2 protein-coding genes are annotated in these 21,688 nt (G+C 74.5%); both read right to left on the minus strand.

What is annotated here, in order from left to right:
- Positions 1 to 226 precede the first annotated feature (226 nt).
- A complete protein-coding gene (locus K3U94_RS22375; protein WP_220696939.1) occupies positions 227 to 14,755 on the minus strand; it encodes a beta strand repeat-containing protein in 14,529 nt (4,842 codons plus the stop codon).
- Positions 14,756 to 15,299: 544 nt separating this feature from the next.
- Positions 15,300 to 21,539, minus strand: a complete 6,240-nt coding sequence (locus K3U94_RS24230; protein WP_220695070.1) for a PE family protein — start codon at positions 21,537 to 21,539, stop codon at positions 15,300 to 15,302.
- Positions 21,540 to 21,688: the final 149 nt, after the last annotated feature.

Raw genomic sequence — 21,688 nt, forward strand, 5'->3', positions numbered from 1 at the left:
CCGCGCTGACCACGACTTTGATGCGCTAACTACCGGGTTTCAGCTGCCAGATTCCCCAGGGCGCCGGGAGGCGACGCCCCTTCCAGGCGCGGCGGACACGACAACGTCCCGCGCCCGGCGGGCAAAAAATCTCAGAAATAATTAAGCCTGTTCGGTGACCGGTGGCATCCGAACGCCACCGCGGCCCGGTCGAAAGACCGGGCCGCGGGGACTGGGCGAGTGGGGCTTACGGATTGTCCGCGCCGTTGGTCCCGTGAACAGTCTGGTTGCTGTTCGGGTTAGGCCACCCCGGGTTTTCACCGTTGTTGACCGCATAGACGTCGGCCTCGCCACCAGCACCACCGGTGTGACCGCTGCCGCCTTCGCCGCCGCTCCCACCGACGACCGTGTTGTTGTTGGCGGTCGGGTTATCGCCGGGACTCCCGGCGCTGGTCAGCGCGGCTCCGATGTTGCCGTCAGCGCCGGCGCCGCCGGTACCGCCGGCACTGCCCTTGCCACCGTCGCCACCGGTGGCGTCGCCACCGACAGCCGTGGTGTTCTCACCCAGTGCGGTGATCCGGCTGGTTCCGGCGTTGCCGCCCTGGCCGCCATCCCCTTCGCCGCCGGTACCGCCGTGAGATGTGCCGCCGGCCACCGCGTTGGCCCCGCCGGCGGCAATGCTGGCCTTGCCGCCATTGCCGCCGGTGCCGCCGCCACTGGCCGCGCCGCCGTCGCCTCCGGTCGACGTACCGCTTGCCGTCCCGCCGGGACCGCCGAGGGCGGGGTCACCGAACCCGTCCGTGGTCTTGGAGCTCTGAATGTCCGAGCTTCCGCCGTTGCCGCCGTGGCTCCCGTTCCCGGTGGCTTGGCCGCCGGATCCGCCGGTGGACACACCGTAGGAGTTGCCGCCGGGGCCGTTGGACTCCAACTCACCCCAGGAACCCTTGCCGCCGACGCCGCCGTCACTGCCCGCGCCACCGACGCCGCCGGTCGCGGTGGCGGTGTTGCCGCCCCCACCGACCGTGCCGCCCGCAACGTCGACGATCAGCTGACCGCTGCCGCCGTCGCCGCCGATTCCGGTGTTGGAGCCGTCCCCGCCGACGCCGCCGAAGGCGCTGCCGGTGATGCTGCTGCCGGCACCGGTCGCCGCGGCCAGACCGAAGCCACCGAGACCGCCATGTCCGCCGTCGGTACCGATTCCGCCCGTACCGCCCGTGACGGTGGTGTCGGTGATCGTGGCGCCGTTGGTAACGGCGATGTTGGCCGCACCACCTCCGCCGCCGGTACCGCCGTTGTCGTCGCCGACGCCGGCGTTGCCGGCGGTGACCTGGCTGCCCGCCACCGCGCTGCCGGTTCCGTCGGCGCTGATGCCGGCGGCGCCGCCGGTGGCGGTGGTGTTGCTGTTCCCGGCTGCGGCGTGGCTGTCGGAGATGGTGGCGCCGTTGGTGGCCTGCACCAGAGTGTTCCCGCCGTTGTGGCCGGCTGCGCCGTCCCCGCCGGTGGCGCTGCTGTTGGTGATGACGTCGCCGCCGGTGGTCACCGTGTTGGGGTCACCGGCGAAGACCTGCGCCCGGCCACCCTGCCCGCCGTTGACCCCGTTGGCGCTGTCACCGCCGTGGCCGGCGGTCGCAGTGCTGTTCTGGATGGTGTCGTCGGCGGCGTTGGTCTGCACGTAGGCCTGACCACCAGCACCGCCGGCCTTGCCCGCGCTGCCCGCACCACCGTCGCCACCGGTGGAGCTGCCGTTGGTGACGGTGCTGTTCTCGGCCAGCGCACGGACCCAACCCAGGCCGCCGTCGCCGCCCTTGCTGCCCGTGCCGTCACCGTCACCGCCATTGCCGGCTCGGCCGGTACCGCTGGCGTAGGTCCCATCACCCAAAGCGGCCACCTGGCCGTTCTGGCCATTGCCACCGGTGCCGCCGTTGAGGCCGTCACCGCCGTTACCGCCGTGGCCGGTGCCGCTGGCCTCCGCACCGATCCCGCCGGCGTTGATGCTGCCGTAGCTGCCGTTGCCGCCGGTGCCCCCGCCGGTGGCGTCGCCACCGTTGCCGGCGATCGCGGTGCCGTGGGCGCTACCGCCAGGCCCGCCCAGGCCGCTGTGCGCCTCGCCGGCGTCGATACCGGCGTTACCGCCGTTGCCGCCCTTGCTGCCGGCATCGGTCGCGGTGCCACCGGTACCACCGGTCGCCTGACCGTACGACGTGCCGCCGGAGTGCGCCTCGACGCCACCCAGGCCACCCTTGCCGCCGGTGCCACCGTTGTTGCCGGCACCGCCGGAGCCGCCCGTGGCGGTGGTGCCGTCCGGGTTGCCGGCGTCGGCGGTGACCTTGCCGCCATCAGTCGCCGAGATGTAGGCGGTGTTGCCCGCACCACCGGTACCGGCATTGCCGGCACCGCCGTTGCCGCCGGTCGCGCTACCAGTGGCCGCACTGCCCGCGCCGTCGGCGTTGACAGTTCCGAGCCCGCCGGCACCACCGGTACCGCCATTGCTGCCGTCACCACCGGCACCACCCTGGGCGGCGCCGCCGTCCACACTGCCCCCGTTCGTGGCGCCGACGAGCGCCACGCCACCAGTACCACCGACACCACCGTTGGCGTCACCGGCACCGGCTTTGCCACCGGTGGCGGTGCTGTTGTCGACGGTGCTGTTCGCGCCGTCGGCCGACACCGTCGCGTTTCCACCAGTGGCGGTAGCGCTGTTGTGGCCGCCGATCGCGTGGCTGTCGGAGATCGCGCCGCCGTTGGTGGCACTCACCGTGGCATAACCGCCCAGACCCGCGGCACCACCGTCACTTCCGATGGCGGAGCTGTTGGTGATGGTCCCGTTGATGGCCTCAACCTGACCGATCCCGCCATTGACGGTGCTGCTGGCGTCGCCACCGATCGCGGTGCTGCCGGAGATGTGGCCGCCGCTGGCGGGGTCACCCAAGGTCCCGGAGAACACGTACGCCTGGCCACCGGTTGCGTTGGTGGCGTTGACACCACCGACGCCGGACCCACCGTCACCGCCCGTCGCCGTGCTGTCGGTGGCCGTGCTGCCATCCGCATTCGCCACGATCCGGCCCTGACCGCCGGTCCCACCGTGGCCGCCGTTAGTCGCCGAGCCGCCGTCACCGCCAGTGGCGGTACCAGAGGCCGCGCTGTCCACACCGAAGGCCTGGATGTTGCCGATGGTGCCGGCGCCACCCACACTGCCGACACCGGTGCCGTCGCCGCCGTCGCCGCTGCTCGCCGCGCCGCTGGCCTGTGCCCCGGCCGCGAAGGCACCCACCTGACCGGCGCTGCCGTTGCCGCCGACACCACCGCTGAGCCCGGCGCCGCCAGCGCCGCCGGTCGCGGTGCCGTCGGCGACCGCACCAGCTCCGCCGGCGACCACGCTGCCGGTGCCGCCGCTGCCACCCTTGCCGCCGCCGGTGGCGTCGCCGCCGTTGCCGCCGTTCGCGGTGCCGCTGGCTGAACCGTCATTGCCGCCGATACCGGTCCGGACAAAGCCGCCCTGAATGTTGCCGCTGCCGCCCTTGCCGCCGACACTGCCGACACCGTCAGCATTGCCACCGGTGCCACCGTGGCCGTCACCGGCCGCGCTGCCCCCGGTGCCGCCCTCCACACCGGCAGTCACGGCCGAGTAGCCACCGGCACCACCGGCGCCACCAGCGGTGGCGTTGCCGCCCGAGCCGCCCGTCGCGGTACCCGCAGTGACACTGCCGCCCAAGGCAGCCGCGACATCAGCGTCCGAGCCGACACCACCGACGCTGCCGGCGCCATCCGCCGTTCCGCCCTGACCGCCGGTAGCCGCACCGGTGTTGACGGTGCTGGTGGGGCCGTCGGCAACAATCCTGCCGGCGCCGCCCGCACCGCCGACACCACCGTTGGTGCCGGCACCGCCGGCACCGCCGACGGCGTCACCATCGGTAACCGAGGCTCCGTTACTGGCACTCACGGTGGCAGCACCACCGGCGCCGCCGCTGGTCCCGGAACCGGCGGCACCGCCGACGAGACTGCTGCCCGCGACGCTGCCGCCGGTGGTAGCCGTCACCGTGGCGCTGCCACCGGCACCGCCGACACTGGCCTCACCACCGGCAAGGGTGGTGTCCACGACGGAGCTTCCGTTGTCGTGGAGCTCGACCTTCACCAAACCGCCGGCGAAGCCGTCCGTGCCGTTGCCGCCCGTCGCGGTGACGTTGCTGACGGTCGCATCGTCATAGACCAGGAAGTTGCTGGTGCCGCCCGACGCCGCAGAGGTGACGTAACCGGCACCGCCGTCACCACCGTTGGCGTGGCTGTTGAGGATCTGTGCGCCCTCACCGATTGCCTGCAGGGAGCCCCGGCCGCCACCCGCACCGGCGAGACCGTCGTGACCGTCGCCGCCCGCGCCGCCCGTGGCGGTTCCGGTGACTGTGCTGTTCACACCCGAGGCCTGCAGCCAGCCGGTGCTGCCGCCGCCGCCGGTGTTGCCCGCGCCCAGGCCGTCGCCGGCGTCGCCGCCTTTGCCGATGCCCGAGGCGTAGGACCCGTCGGCGGTCGCGGCCACCTGACCGGTGCCGGCAGCCCGGGCGTCGCCGCCGGTCCCGCCGTCGAGACCGCTGCCGCCGTTGGCGCCGAACGCGCTGCCGTGTGCTTCCGCACCGACGCCGTTGCTCAGCACGACTGCCAGGCCGCCGTTGCCGCCCGTGCCGCCGCCGGTGGCGTCGCCGCCGTCACCGCCGGTGGCGTCACCGGTCGCGGTGCCGCCCACCGGGCCGCCATATCCGGCCTGGACCCAGCCGCCGCTGCCGTCACCGCCGACGCTGTTCTCACCGGTGGCGTTGCCGCCGTTGCCGCCGACGCTGTCGCCCGTGGCGCTGCCGTATGCGGTGGCGTTGGTCGAACCCTCGGCCCCGGCGCCGCCCTGGCCGCCGTCGATACCGTCGCCGCCGTTGCCGCCGGTTCCGGTGCCGCTGGCCGAGCTGTTCGTGCCCGTTGCCTCGACGGCGCCTCGTCCGCCTGCGCCACCGATGCCACCCGTTCCGGCACCGCCCGTGCCGCCGTAGGCGCTACCGGTTGCGGTGCTGCCCGTGCCATCGGCCAGTACCGCGGCCTCGCCACCGGCCCCACCGACACCGCCGTCGGTGCCGATGCCGCCGGCGCCGCCGTAGGCGTAGGCGTCGGTGATCACACCGCCGTTGGTGGCGGCGATGGTGGCCGCACCACCAACGCCATCCGTGCCGGGAACCGAGAAGAGGCTGAAGAACCCGCCGCGAGCAAAGTCGCTGCCGCCGTTGCCGCCACCGCCGTTGCCACCACCGCCGTTGCCGCCTTCGACGTGGCTGTTGGTGATGTTGCTGCCGTTCTCGGCGTTGATCGACGCATCGCCACCGGCCGCCGTGGCCGAAGCATTGCCACCGGTCGCCGAACTCGATCCGACCGTGCTGCCGTCGATGGCGGACACCGATGCCGACCCGCCAGCGCCACCGTCACCGCCGTTACCGCCGGTGATCTGAGTGTCGGTGACCTCGCTCTGGCTGGCGTACACCGTTGCCGACCCGCCGGCGCCGCCGTCACCGCCGTTGCCGCCGGTGAGTTCAGTGCCGGTGACGGAGCCGCCCGTGTCGACGTTCACGGTGGCGCTGCCACCCTCGCCGCCGTTACCGGCGTTGCCGCCCACGAGCGTCACGTCGGTGACCGTGACGCCTGCGCCGTCAGCGTTGATGACAGCCGCACCGCCCGCATAGCTGTCGCCGCCATTACCGCCGGTGACGGAGCTGCCGGTGATCGCGGCCCCGTTGGTCGCGGCCAGGGTGGCATCGCCACCCGCGCCACCGTTGCCGGCGTTACCGCCGGTGATGCTGCCGCCCGTGATGGTGCTGGTCGCGTCGACAATGACGTTAGCCGCGCCGCCCGCGTAGTCCGCCGTGGCATTACCGCCGGTGATCTCCACGTTTTCCACGGTGCCGTCGATGACGAGGGTGGCGACACCACCGGTCAGTCCGGGAGCCCCGGGACCGCTGACAGTGCCGTTCGCGCCGTCGCCGCCCTTACCACCGGTCACCGTGGAGCCGCTGGTGGATCCGGTGCCGCCCACGTAGGCACCGCCACCACCACCGCCGCCACCACCGCCGTAGCCGATGTCGCCGGAGCCCTGGTAGCCCACGCCACCGACGCCGCCGTCACCGCCGAACGCTCCGGCGCCGACCGCCGCACCGGTGCCACCGACGCCGCCGGTACCGCCACTGGCGCCAACGCCGCCGTTACCGCCATTGCCACCGCTACCGCCGGACTGCGGGATCCCTCCGATCAGGCCCGAGGCGTCGCCGCCGTCGCCACCGTTACCACCGGTACCACCGGTGCCTGCGGCTCCGACGGTGCCGCTTGCGCCCGTGGTGCCGCCGGTGCCGCCGGCACCCGCCGCCCCACCAAGACCACTGCCGCCGTTGCCGCCGTTGCCGCCCTTGCCGGCCAACAGACCGGTGCCTCCGTCGGCACCGTCGCCACCGTCACCGCCCTTACCCCCGGTACCGCCGGTGCCGCCGTTTCCGCCCTGGCCGCCGGCACTGCCGGACAGGCCCGTGCCGCCCTTGCCGCCCGCACCACCGGTGCCACCGGCGCCGGCGTTACCGCCATTACCGCCCGCCGCACCCGGGGTTATTGCGTCGGCACCGTTGGTGCCGTCGCTGCCGGTGCCACCGGCGCCGCCCTTACCACCGGTACCGCCGCCGATACCGTTACCGCCGGCGCCACCCGCACCGCCCGCGCCGCCGGCGACGCCGTCGACGCCGGGGCCGGTGGCGCTGGGGGTCGGACCGGCGTCGCCGCCGTTACCACCGGCGCCACCACTGCCGCCGTTACTGGTGGATCCGGTGCCACCGGCGCCACCGGCGCCACCGATGCCGGCCGCACCGCCCGTGGCGTCGCCGCCGTTACCGCCGGCGCCGCCGTTGCCGGCCGCGGTGCCCGCGCCCTGGTTGCCGCCGGCACCACCGACACCACCGTTGCCGGCCTTGCCTGGGTTGTAGTCCGAGGCGTCCGGGTTGACGTTGTTTCCCGCACCAGCCGCGCCGCCGTTGCCGCCGGCGCCGCCGTCGCCGGCCGCGATGCCGGCGGCGCCATCGGCGCCCTTACCGCCCGCGCCACCGCTTCCGGCCCAACCGCCGGCACCCACCGCGCCGTCCTGACCGCCGTCGGTACCGGTACCGCCCTGGCCCGCGGCACCACCGTCGCCGCCGTTACCGCCCTTGCCGCCGTCGAGGCCGCTGCCTGCCGTGGCGTTGGCGCCCGCGGCGCCATTGAGACCCTGGCCGCCCTGGCCGCCCCGGCCACCATTACCGCCGCCGACGCCACCGATGCCCTGACCGCCGGCGCCACCGGCACCACCGGCACCGCCGTTACCGCCGTCGTAGCCGTTGCCGTTGGCGTCGGTTCCCGCGCCTGCGGCCGCCTGGCCGCCGCGGCCACCCAGACCGCCGTCGCCACCATGTCCGTTGGCTCCATCAGCGGCGTCACCGGCACCGGCGCCGCCGGCACCCGCGTTGCCACCGCTACCGGCGTTGCCTCCCAGGCCACCGTCGCGACCGGGAGCGCCCGCCACCGATCCCGGGTTGCCGGCCGTACCGCCGCGGCCACCCAGACCGCCGTTGCCGCCGGCTCCACCGACACCGCCACTGGCTGCGTCAACGCCTTGGCCGCCGGCTCCACCGACGCCGCCGTTACCGGCGGCACCGCCCAGACCGCCGTCGCCGGCCGCGAAGCCCGGCGAGCCGTAACCGCCGTGGCCACCGGTGCCACCGGTACCTCCGTCGCCGGCGGCACCGCCGGTACCGCCGATCACACCGTTGCCGCCGACACCACCGTTACCGCCGTTACCGCCGACACCGCCGTTACCGCCGTCGGTGCCCTGCAGCGAGCCCCAGCCGCCACGGCCGGCTTCGCCACCGACACCGCCGGCCCCACCGGTACCGCCCGTGCCGGCGTTGGACTCGCCGCCGCCGCCACCCACGCCGCCTTCGCCACCATTGCCGGCGTTGCCGCCGACCACGCTGTGGTCGTAGCCGTCGGAAAGGGAGCCCGGGTTCTCTGCGCTACCCGCCCAGCCGCCGACGCCACCGGCGCCACCCTTGCCGCCGGTGCCGCCGTTACCGATCAAGCCCGTGGCCGCGCCGCCCTCACCGCCAGCACCACCCTTGCCGCCGGCGCCACCGGCACCGGTGGTGTTGCCGCCGTGCCCGTTCTGGTAGCCGCCGTTGCCGCCGTTACCGCCGGCACCACCGGCACCACCGGCGAAGCCGTCACCGGCGGCGTTGTCGGCGCCGGCCGCACCGGCACCGCCGTTACCGCCAGCACCGCCGTTACCCGCGGGCTTCAAGGGGTTGTAGTAGATGTTCTGGCCGAACAGCGCGGTGTCGCCGCCGTTACCACCGGCCCCACCTGCCTGGCCGGTGCCGTCGGGGAGCTGGCCGACGCCGTCTCCACCGTCACCGCCGTTGCCACCGTCACCACCGAGACCGACCGCGCCCTGGGAACCGTCGGCCGCCGAGGTGCCGTCACCGTTGTCGCCGCCGGCACCGCCGGCGCCACCCCGGCCGACCAAGCCGCCGGTTCCGCCGTCACCGCCCTTGCCCGCGGCGATGTTGGAGGCACCGTCACCGTCGCCGCCGTCACCGCCGTTGCCACCGTTTCCGGCGTTCCCCCCGACACCGCCCGATCCGCCGACACCACCGGCACCGTGCTGACCGGATCCACCGCCGCCCGCCGCGCCGGCCGCACCACCGGCACCACCGGCACCACCGTCGCCGCCGACGGTGGCGTTGCCGCCAGTGCCGCCCTTACCGCCGGCAACGCCGGTGTTGCCCGAGTTGTCGGTGCCCGCAGCGCCATCGACACCGGAGCCGCCGGCACCACCGGTACCGCCCTCGCCACCCTGACCGCCATTGCCGCTGACACCGGAGATCACGCCACCGGCACCGCCGGCACCACCGGCGCCACCCTTGCCACCGGTACCGCCCGCGGTGGTCGCCGACGCACCCGCCGTAGCGCCATCAATTCCAGCCGCACCGGTCGCGCCCGCGCCGCCGGCACCGCCGGCGCCGCCGTTGGCGTGCGACCCGCCGGCGCCACCGGCGCCGCCCTGGCCGCCGGCCTGGCCGGTCACGCCGTCGGCTTGCAATCCCTGGGCGTCGCCGCCCGCTCCGCCGGCGCCGCCGGCGCTGTCGGTGCCGGCACTGCCGGTGTTGCCGTCGCTGCCACCGGCGCCCGCTCCGGCCAGGCCAACGCTGCCGGCCGCTCCGCCGTCGGCGCCGTCGCCGCCCTTGCCACCGGCCCCTGCGGTGTTGCCACCGCCACCACCGGCGCCGTCACCGCCCTTGCCTGCGGTGCCGGCGTTGCCACCGCTGCCGGCGTTACCGCCGTTGCCGGCGGTTCCGGTGGCACTGCTGCCGCCCGCACCGCCGTTGCCACCGACACCACCCGTGCCGGCGTTGCCGCCGTCAGTGCCCGAGTCGCCGCTGCCGGCTTCGGCGGTATAGCCGTCACCACCGTTGCCGCCGTTGCCGCCGAGGCCGCCCGCACCGCCGGCGCCGCCGACGAAGCCGGTGCCACCCTTACCGCCAGTACCGCCGGAGCCACCGCTGGTGCCGTTCTCGCCGTCACTCCCGGCGGCGACGCTGCTTTGTCCGCTGTAGCCGTCGCCACCCTTACCGCCGGTGCCACCGGCACCACCGTTGCCGAGGTTGGCGCGATCAATTCCGTTGGCTTCCAGGCCACCCTGGCCGCCGTTACCACCGCCACCACCGGCACCACCATCTCCGCCGGCAACACCTGCGGTGTGGCTGTCGGAACCGACAGCGCCGTCCTTGCCGTCGCCGCCGTTACCGCCGACGCCGGCCGCGCCGTCCGCACCGCGCCCACCACCGACCTCGAGGCCACCGTGACCGGCGTTGCCGCCGACACCGCCATCACCACCGGCAGTACCGGCGGCCGCAGTTGAATCGGTGGCGGCGTCATAGCCGGCACCACCGGCGCCACCGTTGCCACCCTTGCCGGCCGCACCGTTGGCACCGCTGGCGGCCTGGGCACCGGTGCCACCGGCGAGACCACCCGCGCCACCGGCACCGGCGTTACCACCGTCGCCGCCGTTACCGCCGGTGCCGCCGGTCGGGTCAGATGCACTGCCCGCCTGGCCAATTGAGCCGTCAGCGCCATCAGCGCCGCTGCCCCCGGCGCCACCGACGCCACCGGCACCGTCCACGCCGGCCGCGGCACCGGTACCGCCGACGCCACCGTCACCACCGACGCCACCCTTGCCACCGGAGGCGCCAGCCGCGGCACCGTTGTCCGCGGCCGCGTCGTACCCCGCACCACCCTTGCCGCCGGCACCACCGTCGCCACCGTCGCCCTGCGCGGCGTGTGAACCGTCGGTGTTCAGGCCGCCCTGGCCGCCGTTACCACCGGCGCCACCCTTCCCGCCGGCCGTGCCGTCGGGGTCGGCCGCGGTGCCGGCGTTACCGACGGCACCGTCCTTACCGTCGCCACCATTGCCGCCGACGCCGGCCGTGCCGTCCGCGGCGTGCCCGCCACCGACCTGCTGCCCACCGTGACCCGCGTTGCCGCCGACACCACCGTTGCCACCGGAAGTACCCGCGGCAGCGGTCGCGTCCGAGGCTGCGTCATAGCCAGAGCCACCGGCACCACCGTTGCCGCCCTTACCCGCAGAGCCGTTCGTGCCGGCCGAGGCGTAGTTGCCGCCACCGGATGAACCACCCGCGCCACCGGCACCGGCGTTACCGCCGTCGCCACCATTGCCACCGGCCGTACCGGTCCTGTCCTCCGCGGTGCCCGCGGTACCGGCCGTGCCGTCTGCTCCATCGGTGCCCGAGCCACCAGCGCCGCCGACTCCACCGGCGCCGTGCGCACCGGTCGTGGCGCCGCTACCACCGGCGCCGCCGTTACCACCGGCGCCACCGTTGGTGCCCGACGTGCCCGCTGCCGCACCCGCGGCAACTGCGTCATAGCCGGCGCCGCCCTTGCCACCAGCACCACCAGCACCGCCATTGCCCTGCGCGGCATGCGTGCTGCCATCAACCTGCAGACCGCCCAGACCGCCGTTACCACCGGCGCCACCCGCACCACCATTGGCACCAGAAACACCCGCAGTCGTGGAGTCAGCCCCGGCATAACCCGCACCGCCCGCAGCACCCGCACCACCCACACCCGCAGTGCCCGCAACTCCATTGGCAGCCGGACCACCGAAGCCCGCCCCGCCGGTACCGCCCTTGCCGGCGTTACCGCCGGCACCACCGGCACCACCATCGCCACCATCGACATGCGACGCCGTACCCGCCGCACCCGCGGCACCCTTGCCACCCGCACCACCGGAACCGCCGGCGCCGCCCTTACCGCCGACACCCTGCTGGCCGACCACCGAACCCGTGCCCCCGGCACCACCGGCACCACCGTTACCACCATTGGTGCCCGACTCACCCGCACCACCAGTGGCACCGGCCACCGTCGCGTCAGCACCCGCCTTACCGCTGTAACCAGCACCACCGGAACCACCAGCGCCACCATTGCCGCCCACACCGTCGGCAGCACGCGTGCTGCCATCAACCTGCAGACCGCCCAGACCGCCGTTACCACCAGCGCCACCCGCACCACCATTGGCACCAGAAACACCCGCAGTCGTGGAGTCGGCGCCGTTGAAGCCCTTACCGCCCTGGCCGCCGGCGCCGCCGACACCGGCGTTGCCATCGGTTCCGCCCGCGGCCGCGACACCATCGCCGCTGAGTCCACCGCTGCCGGCCTTGCCGGCGTTACCGCCCGCACCGCCGTTGCCACCGGCGGTGCCGTCGACATGGCTTGCCGTGCCGTCCGCACCGGTTGCGCCCGCGGCACCCGCACCGCCGTTGCCGCCGTTACCACCGACACCGCCGGCGCCCGCCGCGCCATTGTTGGTGCCGTGCCCGCCGACGCCACCGGCGCCACCGTTTCCGCCGGCACCGCCGTTGGTGCCACTGGCGCCCGCGGTGGCTCCGGCCACGCCTTCGAGTCCGTTGCCGCCCTTGCCGCCGGCGCCGCCGGCACCACCATCACCTTGAGCGGCACGTGTCCCGTTGGTCTGCAGACCGCCCTGTCCGCCGTCACCACCGGCGCCTCCGGCGCCACCGTTGGTGCCATCGACGCGTCCTGTGCTGCCGTTGACGCCGTCGAAGCCCTTGCCGCCGGCGCCGCCCTTACCGCCGACACCGGCCGAGCCGTCGTTGCCGGAGGCGGCGGTGGAGCCGTTGCCGCTGTCGCCGCCGACGCCGCCCTTGCCGGCGTTGCCACCGGCGCCGCCGGTCTGGCCCGCCGTGCCGTCCACGTGGGTGGCCGTGCCATCGGCGCCGTTGCCGCCCGTGGCGCCGTCACCGCCGGATCCGCCGTTACCGCCCACGCCGCCGAGGCCGTGGAGGCCCGCGTTGGTGCCGGTTCCGCCGACACCGCCGGCGCCACCGGCACCGCCGTTGCCGCCGTTCTCGCCGGCCGCACCGGCGGTGGCCCCATCTAGGCCTTCGTAGCCGTTGCCGCCCTTGCCGCCGGCACCACCGTTGCCGCCATCGCCGTCGGCGGCGCGCGTGTTGTCGGCGTTCAGGCCGCCCTGGCCGCCGTTGCCGCCGGCGCCACCGGCCTGGCCCGCGGTGCCGTCGGGGTTGGCCTGCGAACCAGCGACACCGTCCTGGCCGTCAGAACCGTTTCCGCCCTTGCCGCCGACACCGGCAGCTCCCGCGGCCGCCCGAGAACCGTTGGCTTCCACGCCACCCACGCCGGCGTTGCCGCCGGCGCCACCGTTGCCGCCCGCGGTACCCGAGGCCGCGCCGTTGTCGGAAGCGGCGTCATAACCGGCACCGCCGACGCCGCCATTGCCGCCCTTACCGGCAACGCCACTGCTGCCGCTGGCGGCATGGTTGCCGTTGCCGGAGTCACCACCGGCACCCCCGACACCGGCGTTGCCGCCGTTGCCACCGTTGCCGCCGGCCCCGCCATCGGGGTCAGATGCCGTGCCCGCCAAGCCAATTGAACCGTCGGCGCCATCGGTGCCCGATCCGCCCTTACCGCCGACGCCACCCGCGCCATGAGTGCCCGCCGTGGAGCCAGTGCCACCGGCACCACCGTCGCCACCGACGCCACCATTGCCGCCCGAGGTGCCGGCCGCAGCGCCCGCAGCCACCGCGTCGTACCCGGCGCCGCCCTTGCCGCCGGCGCCACCGTCGCCGCCGGCGCCCTGCGCGGCGTGGGTGGTGCCGTTGGCCTCGAGACCGCCCTGACCGCCGTTGCCGCCGGCGCCGCCGGCACCACCGGCCTTGCCTTCGGGGTCGAGCGCCGTGCCCGCAGCACCTGCGGCACCGTCTTTGCCGTCGCCGCCGGCGCCACCGGCGCCGGCCACGCCGGAGTCCGCGCGGGAGCCATCGGTCTCAAGACCGCCCAGACCCGCGTTGCCGCCCACACCGCCATTGCCACCGGCGGTACCGGCCGCCGCGGTCGCATCCGTCGCCGCGTCGTAGCCCTTGCCGCCGACGCCACCGCTGCCGCCCTTACCGGCGGTACCGGCCGCACCGCTATCGGCCTGACCACCAGCGCCCTGACCACCGGCACCGGCAAGCCCGGCGTTACCGCCTGCGCCACCGGCCTCACCGGCGGAACCGTCTGCGTGAGCGGCAGTTCCGTCGGCACCGTCGGCGCCGTCGAGGCCGTCGCCACCGCCACCACCGTTGCCGCCGAGACCGCCGACACCCTGGGTGCCGGCCGCACCCGAAGCGGCGTTGGCGATGAACCAGCCACCGGCACCACCGGCACCGGCCACACCAGCCGCGCCACCATTGCCGCCTACGCCGCCATTGCCACCGCTGGCCCCGTCGATCTCGGAACTGGTGCCGTCAACTCCGTCAGCACCTTGGCCACCGGCACCGCCCGCGCCACCGTTTCCGGCCGCACCGCCCTTGCCGCCGGCACCGAACAGGTACGAGCCCCGGCCACCGGCACCACCGTTACCGCCGGCACCACCATTGTTGCCGTTGCCGCCATTGCCGTCGCCGCCGTTGGCGAAGCTGCCGGCGAGACCGACGGCACCGGCCAGCCCGTCACCGCCCTGGCCGCCCACCCCTGCCGTGCTGAACAGTCCCCACAATGCGGCGTCGCCACCGATGCCGCCCGTGCCACCGACACCACCCGCGGTGGCCGCGTCACCGCCGTCACCCCCGGCGCCACCCTGGCTGAACCAGGCGAACAGACCCGCGGCACCGCCGTCGCCACCATCGCCGCCCAGGTAACCGTCACCGCCGGCGCCGCCGTCACCACCGAACAGACCACCCTGGCCGCCCGCGCCACCGTCGATGCTGGTGCCGGTGCCGTCGGCATCCCAGCCCGCACCGCCGGTGCCGTAAATCCACCCGCCCGCATAACCGTCGGGGTGCAGAGCCGTGCCGTCCGCGCCGTCGCCAAACGGCCTGAACCAGTCGATGTCACCCCAATTGAACGACGCGTCCGCAGCGCCCGGCACATCCAGCGAGGCCGCCCCGATACCTGCCAGATTCAGATCCGCCAGGATCGCATCCCACGTGGCCTGGTCACCCAGACCATCGAAGAAGGGCGACCAACTGCCCGGATCCAGAACCACCGCCCAGGCCGCCTGGTCACCCCAGTTGGCACCCAGGTCCGCCACGGCATTACCCAGGTCGGCACCCAACAGGTCCACCAGTACATCGTCAAAATCGGCATGCGCCGGGGGCGCCGCCGCCCACGGCCCCAACCCGAACGCGAGAAACGCACTCACCGCAGTTCCGGCGCCGAACACCCGGTTGCTGCGATGAATCTTTTGACCACTCCGACGATGACGAGACATGGCACGTGCCCCTTAGCTGCAGATATTGACATCGGTGGCAAATCTGATGGGGGGCTAGGCTAGCAGTGGCAAATTCTTAGTCAACCCCTATTTCTGTGAGGAAACTGGAAGGGGGTGACCGGGTGGATTCGCGGTTGACTGAACAGGTATTACCCAAGCAGCGAAGCGCTTAAGTTAATGCTTGAAATATATTCACAGGTGATCTCCACCACTTATATGTTTCTCAGGTTAGGTAAAAATACCGACGATTTGTTTGCCAGAGCGGACGGGCTGGGCCGGGCCCGGTCAGCCGTGGGTGTCACGGCCATCGGAGGCCCCAACGCCATCGCCTCCCGGCCGAGGGGCCAGCCCGTCGCGAATGCGATAGGGATGACGGTTCGCAAAACGGGATGTCTTTTTCTCTCCCTCTCCCGCCCAAAAGAGCGACGCGGCCACCCCGTTGCCGGGGTAGCCGCGTCGGTCTGTCGAAGCAGGATCAGCCGTTGGGGCCCGATCCGTTCGGGCCGTTACCGCCGTGGCCGCCGTCGCCGCCCAGGCCGAGGTTGCCGCCGTCGCCACCGGCACCGCCAGCGCCGCCGGTGCCGGATGTTCCGGTGTTGTTCCAGCCGTCACCACCGTTGCCGCCGTTGCCGACCGGGCCACTCGGGACGCTGCCCGCGCTGCCGGCCGTGGCGTTGCCGGAACCGGTGCCGGCATTGCCGCCCGCGGCGCTCGGGTAGGCGACGTCGCCGCCGTCGCCGCCGTCACCGCCGTGGTGGTTGGTGGCGTCGCCGTTTGCTCCGGCACCACCGTTGCCCGCCGTGCCGTCGGCTCCGCCGTTGCCACCATTGCCACCCGCACCGAGGCTGCCGGTGGTGCCGTGGGCCGCGGTCCCACCGAGACCACCGTTGCCGCCGTTACCGCCTTTACCGCCGATAGCGCCGTCGCCACCGTCTTGGCCGTTGTTGGCCTGCCCGGCGACTCCCGACGCCACCGCACCGGCAGCACCGTTCATGCCGCTGCCACCCTGGCCACCGTCGGCGCCCGAGCCACCCGCACCACCGGCGCCGCCGTTACCGGCCTGCGCGCCGCCGAGTCCGCCGGCGCCGCCATTGCCGCCCGCGCCACCGTCCTGGCCCGCGAGACCGGAGCCACCCGCGACGGTGGCGCTGAGCCCGGCCACCCCCGCCGTACCGCTACCACCGGCACCACCGTCGCCACCGTTACCGATCGCGCCGCCATTGCCGCCCTTGCCGCCCGCACCGCCGGAGGCTCCCGCCGCCGCGTTCGGGTCGTGGGACGGGTCGTAGCCGGCGCCGCCGTTGCCGCCGTTGCCGGACGGGCCGATGGCCTGGGTTCCGTTCGCGCCGTCAGTACCGTCGGTGCCGCCGGCACCGACCGTGGTACCGGCCGCGCCGCCCGTTCCGCCAGTGCCGGCGATGCTCCCCGGGTCACCGCCGTTACCGCCGTTGCCGCCGTTGGGGGTGCTGGCATTGCCGGCGGCACCGTTGCCGCCCTGGCCGCCCTCGCCCGCGGTGCCGGCGCTGCCGCCGTTGCCACCATTGCCGTTGGTGCCAACGGTGCCGTGACTGGTGGTGCCGGCATTGCCGCCGGCACCTCCGGTACCGCCCGATCCGGCTTCGCCACCGTTACCGCCGTTACCGCCGCTCGCGCCGGCCACCGATCCGGTGCTGGCGTCATACCCCGCGCCACCGGTGCCGCCGGCACCGCCGGCTCCACCGCTGCCGCCGTTGCCGCCGTTGCCGGCGACGTTGGCCGCCAGCGACCCGCCGTTGCCGCCCGCACCACCCTTGCCGCCGTCGCCGCCGGCTAGGCCTTGACCACCGGCGCCGCCGTTCGGGTTTGCGAGGGTGCCCGCGGTGCCGGCCGCGCCGGTGCCGCCGACGCCGGTCTTACCGTCACCGCCGACGCCACCATTGCCGCCGTTGCCGATGTTGCCGCCGTTGCCGCCGGCTCCGCCGTCACCGCCGCTGGTACCACCGGCCGCGCCTGCGTCGTTGGCGGCGTTGTAGCCGTCGCCGCCCGCACCACCGTTACCGGCCGGCCCAGTGATGCCGGTGCCGTCGGCCCCGTTACCGCCGTTGATCCCACCGGTGCCGCCGGTGCCGTGCGCACCACCGGCGCCGCCGCTGCCCGCGGTGCCGGCGTTACCGCCCGCACCGCCGTTGCCGCCGTTGATGGCCAGCGCATCGCCGTTGGCGCCGTTCCCGCCATCACCCGGTGTGCCGGCGTCACCACCAGCACCGCCGGCGCCGCCGTTGCCGTTGGCACCAGCGGTCCCGTTGGAGGCAGCGCCACCGTTGCCACCGGCGCCGCCGTAGCCGCCGGCCTGGCCGTTGCCGCCGGACCCGCCATCGGTTCCGGAGTCGCCGGCCACCGTGGCGCTGGTGCCGGCGACGCCGTCGCCGCCGCTGCCGCCCCTGCCGCCGGCCCCGCCGACACCGCCGGTGCCACCGTTGCCGGACGTCGAGCCGCCGACACCACCGTCGCCGCCCTTGCCGCCGTGGAAGCCCGCGGTGCCGTCGGTGCCGCTGATGTGGGCCAGCGTGCCCTGGTTGCCGTCGGTGCCGTTGCCGCCGGTGCCGCCTGCGCCGCCCGCTCCACCGTTGCCGATGTTGCCGCCGTCGCCGCCCTTACCGCCATCGCCACCGACGCCGGTCGCATTGTCGAAGCCGGCACCGCCGGCGCCGCCGTTGCCTGCCGGACCGGCCGGGCTGCTGCCGCCGGTTCCGCTGGTGGCAGGACCTGCGCCGGTACCGGCCGCGCCGCCGGTTCCACCGGTGCTCGAGTTGCCCCCGGCGCCGCCGTTGCCCCCGTTGAGGTTGGACGCGTCGCCGGCCGCACCGTCACCGCCGTTGCCCCCGGCGGCGCCGTCGCCACCGGATCCTCCGGACCCGGCCGCGCCCTCGCTGCCACCGGCTCCAGAGCCACCCGCGGCCACGCCGCCGGCCGCACCACCGTTGCCGCCCCGGCCGCCGTTGCCGGCTGAACCGGCGTCGCCGCCCTTCTCCCCAGAACCGTCACCGCTGTTGAGATAGGTGCCGTTGGTCCCGGCCGCGCCGGCACCCGCGTTTCCGCCCTGGGCGCCCGCACCGCCGGCTCCGCCGTTGCCGCCCTGACCGGAGATGGCGCCGCCGAGGCCACCCGCACCGCCGTTGCCGCCCGACCCGCCGTCGGTACCGCTGGTGCCGTCGTCTCCCGCCACCGTGGCGGCGATCCCGTTGGTGCCCGCGACACCGCTGCCGCCGGCCCCGCCGTCGCCGCCGTCGCCGAGGTTGCCGCCGTCGCCACCGCGGCCGCCGTTGCCGCCGGACGCGCCGGCCGCGCTGGAGGTGAAGCCGTCACCGCCCTTGCCGCCGTTGCCCACCGGGCCGCTGACACCGGCACCCTGCGATCCGGCGGCGCCGGTCGACGCACCGGTACCGGCCGTGCCCGCGGCACCGCCCTGGCTGGAGTCACCACCGCGACCACCGTTGCCGCCGTTGATGTTGTTCACGTCGCCGTTGGCGCCGGCACCGCCGTTGCCGCCCGCGGCACCATCGCCGCCGCTGCCGGCGTTGCCACCGGCCCCGCCGGTGGCCGAGCTGCCGTCGCCGTTGGTGCCACCCGCACCACCATTGCCGCCATTACCACCGGCCCCGGCGGTCCCGGCGTTGCCACCCGCACCACCATTGCCGTCACCGGTGGCGAACGATCCGGCTGCACCGGTCACGCCCGCCGCGGCGTCGCCACCGTTGGCGCCCGAACCACCATTGCCGCCGAGACCGCCGGTCAGTGCCGCCGACCCGGTACCGGCGTTGCCGCCCTTGCCGCCGACGCCACCCGAGCCACCACTGGTGCCGGAGTTGCCGTTACCACTTGCGTCGGTGCCGACACCATTGTTCCCGGCCACGCCGTTGCCGCCGGCGCCGCCGTTGCCACCGTTGCCGAGGTTGCCGCCGTTGCCACCGGCACCGCCGTTGCCACCGGACGCACCGGCCGCACTGGAGGTGAAGCCGTCACCGCCCTTGCCGCCGTTGCCGGCCGGGCCGCCCACACCCGCACCCTGCGATCCGGCGGCGCCGGTCGACGCGCCGGTACCGGCCGTGCCCGCGGCACCGCCCTGGCTGGAGTCACCACCGCGGCCACCGTTGCCGCCATTGAGGTGCGACGCGTCTCCGTTGGCACCCGCGCCACCGTCACCGCCCTTGGCGCCCGCGCCGCCGTTGCCGGCGTTGCCGCCGGTGCCGGTCGAGGCCGAGCTGCCGTCGCCGTTGGTGCCACCCGCGCCACCGTTGCCGCCGTTACCACCGGCCCCGGCGGTCCCGGCGTTGCCACCGGCACCACCATTGCCGTCACCGGTGGCGAACGATCCGGCTGCACCGGTCACGCCCGCCGCGGCGTCGCCACCGTTGGCGCCCGAACCACCATTGCCGCCGAGACCGCCGGTCAGTGCCGCCGACCCGGTACCGGCGTTGCCGCCCTTGCCGCCGACGCCGCCCGAGCCACCACTGGTGCCGGAGTTGCCGTTACCACTTGCGTCGGTGCCGACACCATTGTTCCCGGCCACGCCGTTGCCGCCGGCGCCGCCGTTGCCACCGTTGCCGAGGTTGCCACCATCACCACCGGCACCGCCGTTGCCACCGGAGGCCCCGGCCACCGTGGAGGTGAAGCCGTCGCCGCCGTCACCACCGTTGCCGCCGCCGGTCACCTGGTTCCCGCTGGCTCCATGCAGGCCGGCCGTGCCGCCGTTACCTCCAGTGCCGGCGCTGCCGCCGGCACCACCGGCACCTTCGACGCCGGCGTTGCCGCCGTTGCCGCCCTGGCCACCGTCGAGGTGGGTGGCGTCGCCATCGGCGCCCCGGCCGCCGTTACCCCCGGCGCCGGCGTCACCGCCCTTACCGCCCGCACCGCCGTTGCCGTTGCCGCCGTTGCTGGTGGCGCCGTGGCCCGCGTTACCGCCGGCGCCACCCTCGCCGCCGGTTCCACCGGCACCGCCGTTGCCGCCGTTCTCACCCGCACCGTCATTCACGCCTTGCACACCCGCGGCGCCGGTGTATCCGGCACCGCCGGCACCACCGAGACCACCCCGACCCCCGACACCACCGTCGCCGCCGGTTCCGGAGTTCGGGTTCAGGGCGTCACCGCCGACGCCGCCGGCGCCGCCCTTGCCGCCGGTGCCACCGGCACCGCCCTGGCCGGCTTCCCAGCCGCCGGCACCACCGGCACCGCCGTTGCCACCGTTGCCACCGGCACCACCCTTGCCGCCGTGGCCGTTCTCCAGCAGCACGCCACTGTTGCCGCCCTTGCCGCCGTCACCGCCGTTGCCACCGTTGCCGCCGGTACCGCCGTCCCCGACCGCGCCGGCGTTGCCGCCGAGACCGCCGTTACCGCCGGCGAAGGTGAGCGCCTTGAATCCCAATTCGCCTGCGTGGGCGGCGTTGTAGGCCGCCACGTCGAACCCGGCACCGCCGTTACCGCCGTTACCGCCGCTGGTGGCGGCCTGGCCGTCCGCACCGCTGGCCGCGCGCTCGGTGGTGGAGCCGCCGGTCAGGCCGCCTTCGCCACCGTGGCCGATCGCGCCGGGGTTTCCGCCGTCGCCGCCGTTACCGCCGTCGGGGTGCTCGCTGGTCGCCTCCAAGCCGGCGCCGCCGTCACCGGCAATCCCGGCGTTACCGCCCGCACCGCCCTGGCCGCCGAGGCCGTTGACGCCCGCCGAACCCAGGCTGGTGCCGGCGCCGCCGAGCCCGCCCTGGCCGCCCTGACCACCGTTGGCGCCGTCGCCACCACCGGCACCGTCACCACCATTGCCGTTGCTGGCGGCCTCGTCCCACTCACCGGCAGCACCGTCACCACCGCGGCCACCGTTACCGCCGACGCCGCCGGCACCACCGACACCACCGTTGCCACCATTGCCGAAGAAGCCCGAGGCCTTACCGCCGGCACCACCGTTGCCACCGTTACCACCGACCACGCCGTTGCCGCCGACCGCGCCGTTGCCGTCCGAAGCCCACACCCCGGTGGCACCAGCCAGACCCGCCGCACCGGCCGCGCCGATACCGCCCGCACCACCGGCACCGCCGGAACCGAACAGCCAGCCCGTGCCATCGCCGCCGTTGCCGCCAGCGCCACCACCTTCGCCACCGGCCCCGCCGCTACCGCCGACGCCCATCCACGAACCGCCCGCGCCGCCGTCGCCACCAGCCAAGCCCGCCAGCCCCGCACCGCCGGCACCACCGTTGCCGAACAGGCCGGCCGCGCCGCCGTCACCGCCGTCGACACCGTCACCGCCATTACCGAACAGCCAACCGCCCGCACCACCATTGCCGCCATCGACACCGGCAACACCGGTGGCCCCATTGCCGATGACGAGCGAGCCGAATCCGAACGTCTCATTGATGAAGGTGTCGACCTGGATGCCCAACGGGCTCTCAATCCAGTCGAGCATGCCGGCATGCAACGGCATGTAGACGAACTCATCGATATACGCACTCAGATCGAACGGGTCGCCACTGGCCAGCCCCGCCGACGAGTCGAACAACGACGCCCAGTCGAGGCCACCCGTGGTGTCCACCTCGGCAGCCGGCCACGCAGCCGGGTTGAAAAGTTCTAGCAGCCAGTCGAATTCACCATCGGCCTGTGCCGCAGGCGCCGACACCAACGGCGTCATGCCGAACGCCAAGAATGCCGCTGCCGCCGAACCCGCACCCAGCACTCGCCGATGCGATCCCGCCATCCGTCGCCCGGCTCCGGTCTGCCGTGCGCTCTGACGCTTTCCAGTCATTTCCTGCCTCAAGTTCTCAAACGGTGGCCCACCTGCGATGGACCGATGGATGGTTTTAATGTTTTGCTCAGCTATCGCCGCGCGCGCTGCGCGGCAACAGT

Origin of the sequence: Mycolicibacter heraklionensis, from assembly GCF_019645815.1 — a bacterium.
Lineage (GTDB): Bacteria > Actinomycetota > Actinomycetes > Mycobacteriales > Mycobacteriaceae > Mycobacterium > Mycobacterium heraklionense.

Coding starts and splice junctions, on each gene's coding strand:
- K3U94_RS24230 (WP_220695070.1), bottom strand. CDS start 21,539: ATGGCGGGATCGCATCGGCGAGTGCTGGGTGCGGGTTCGGCGGCAGCG.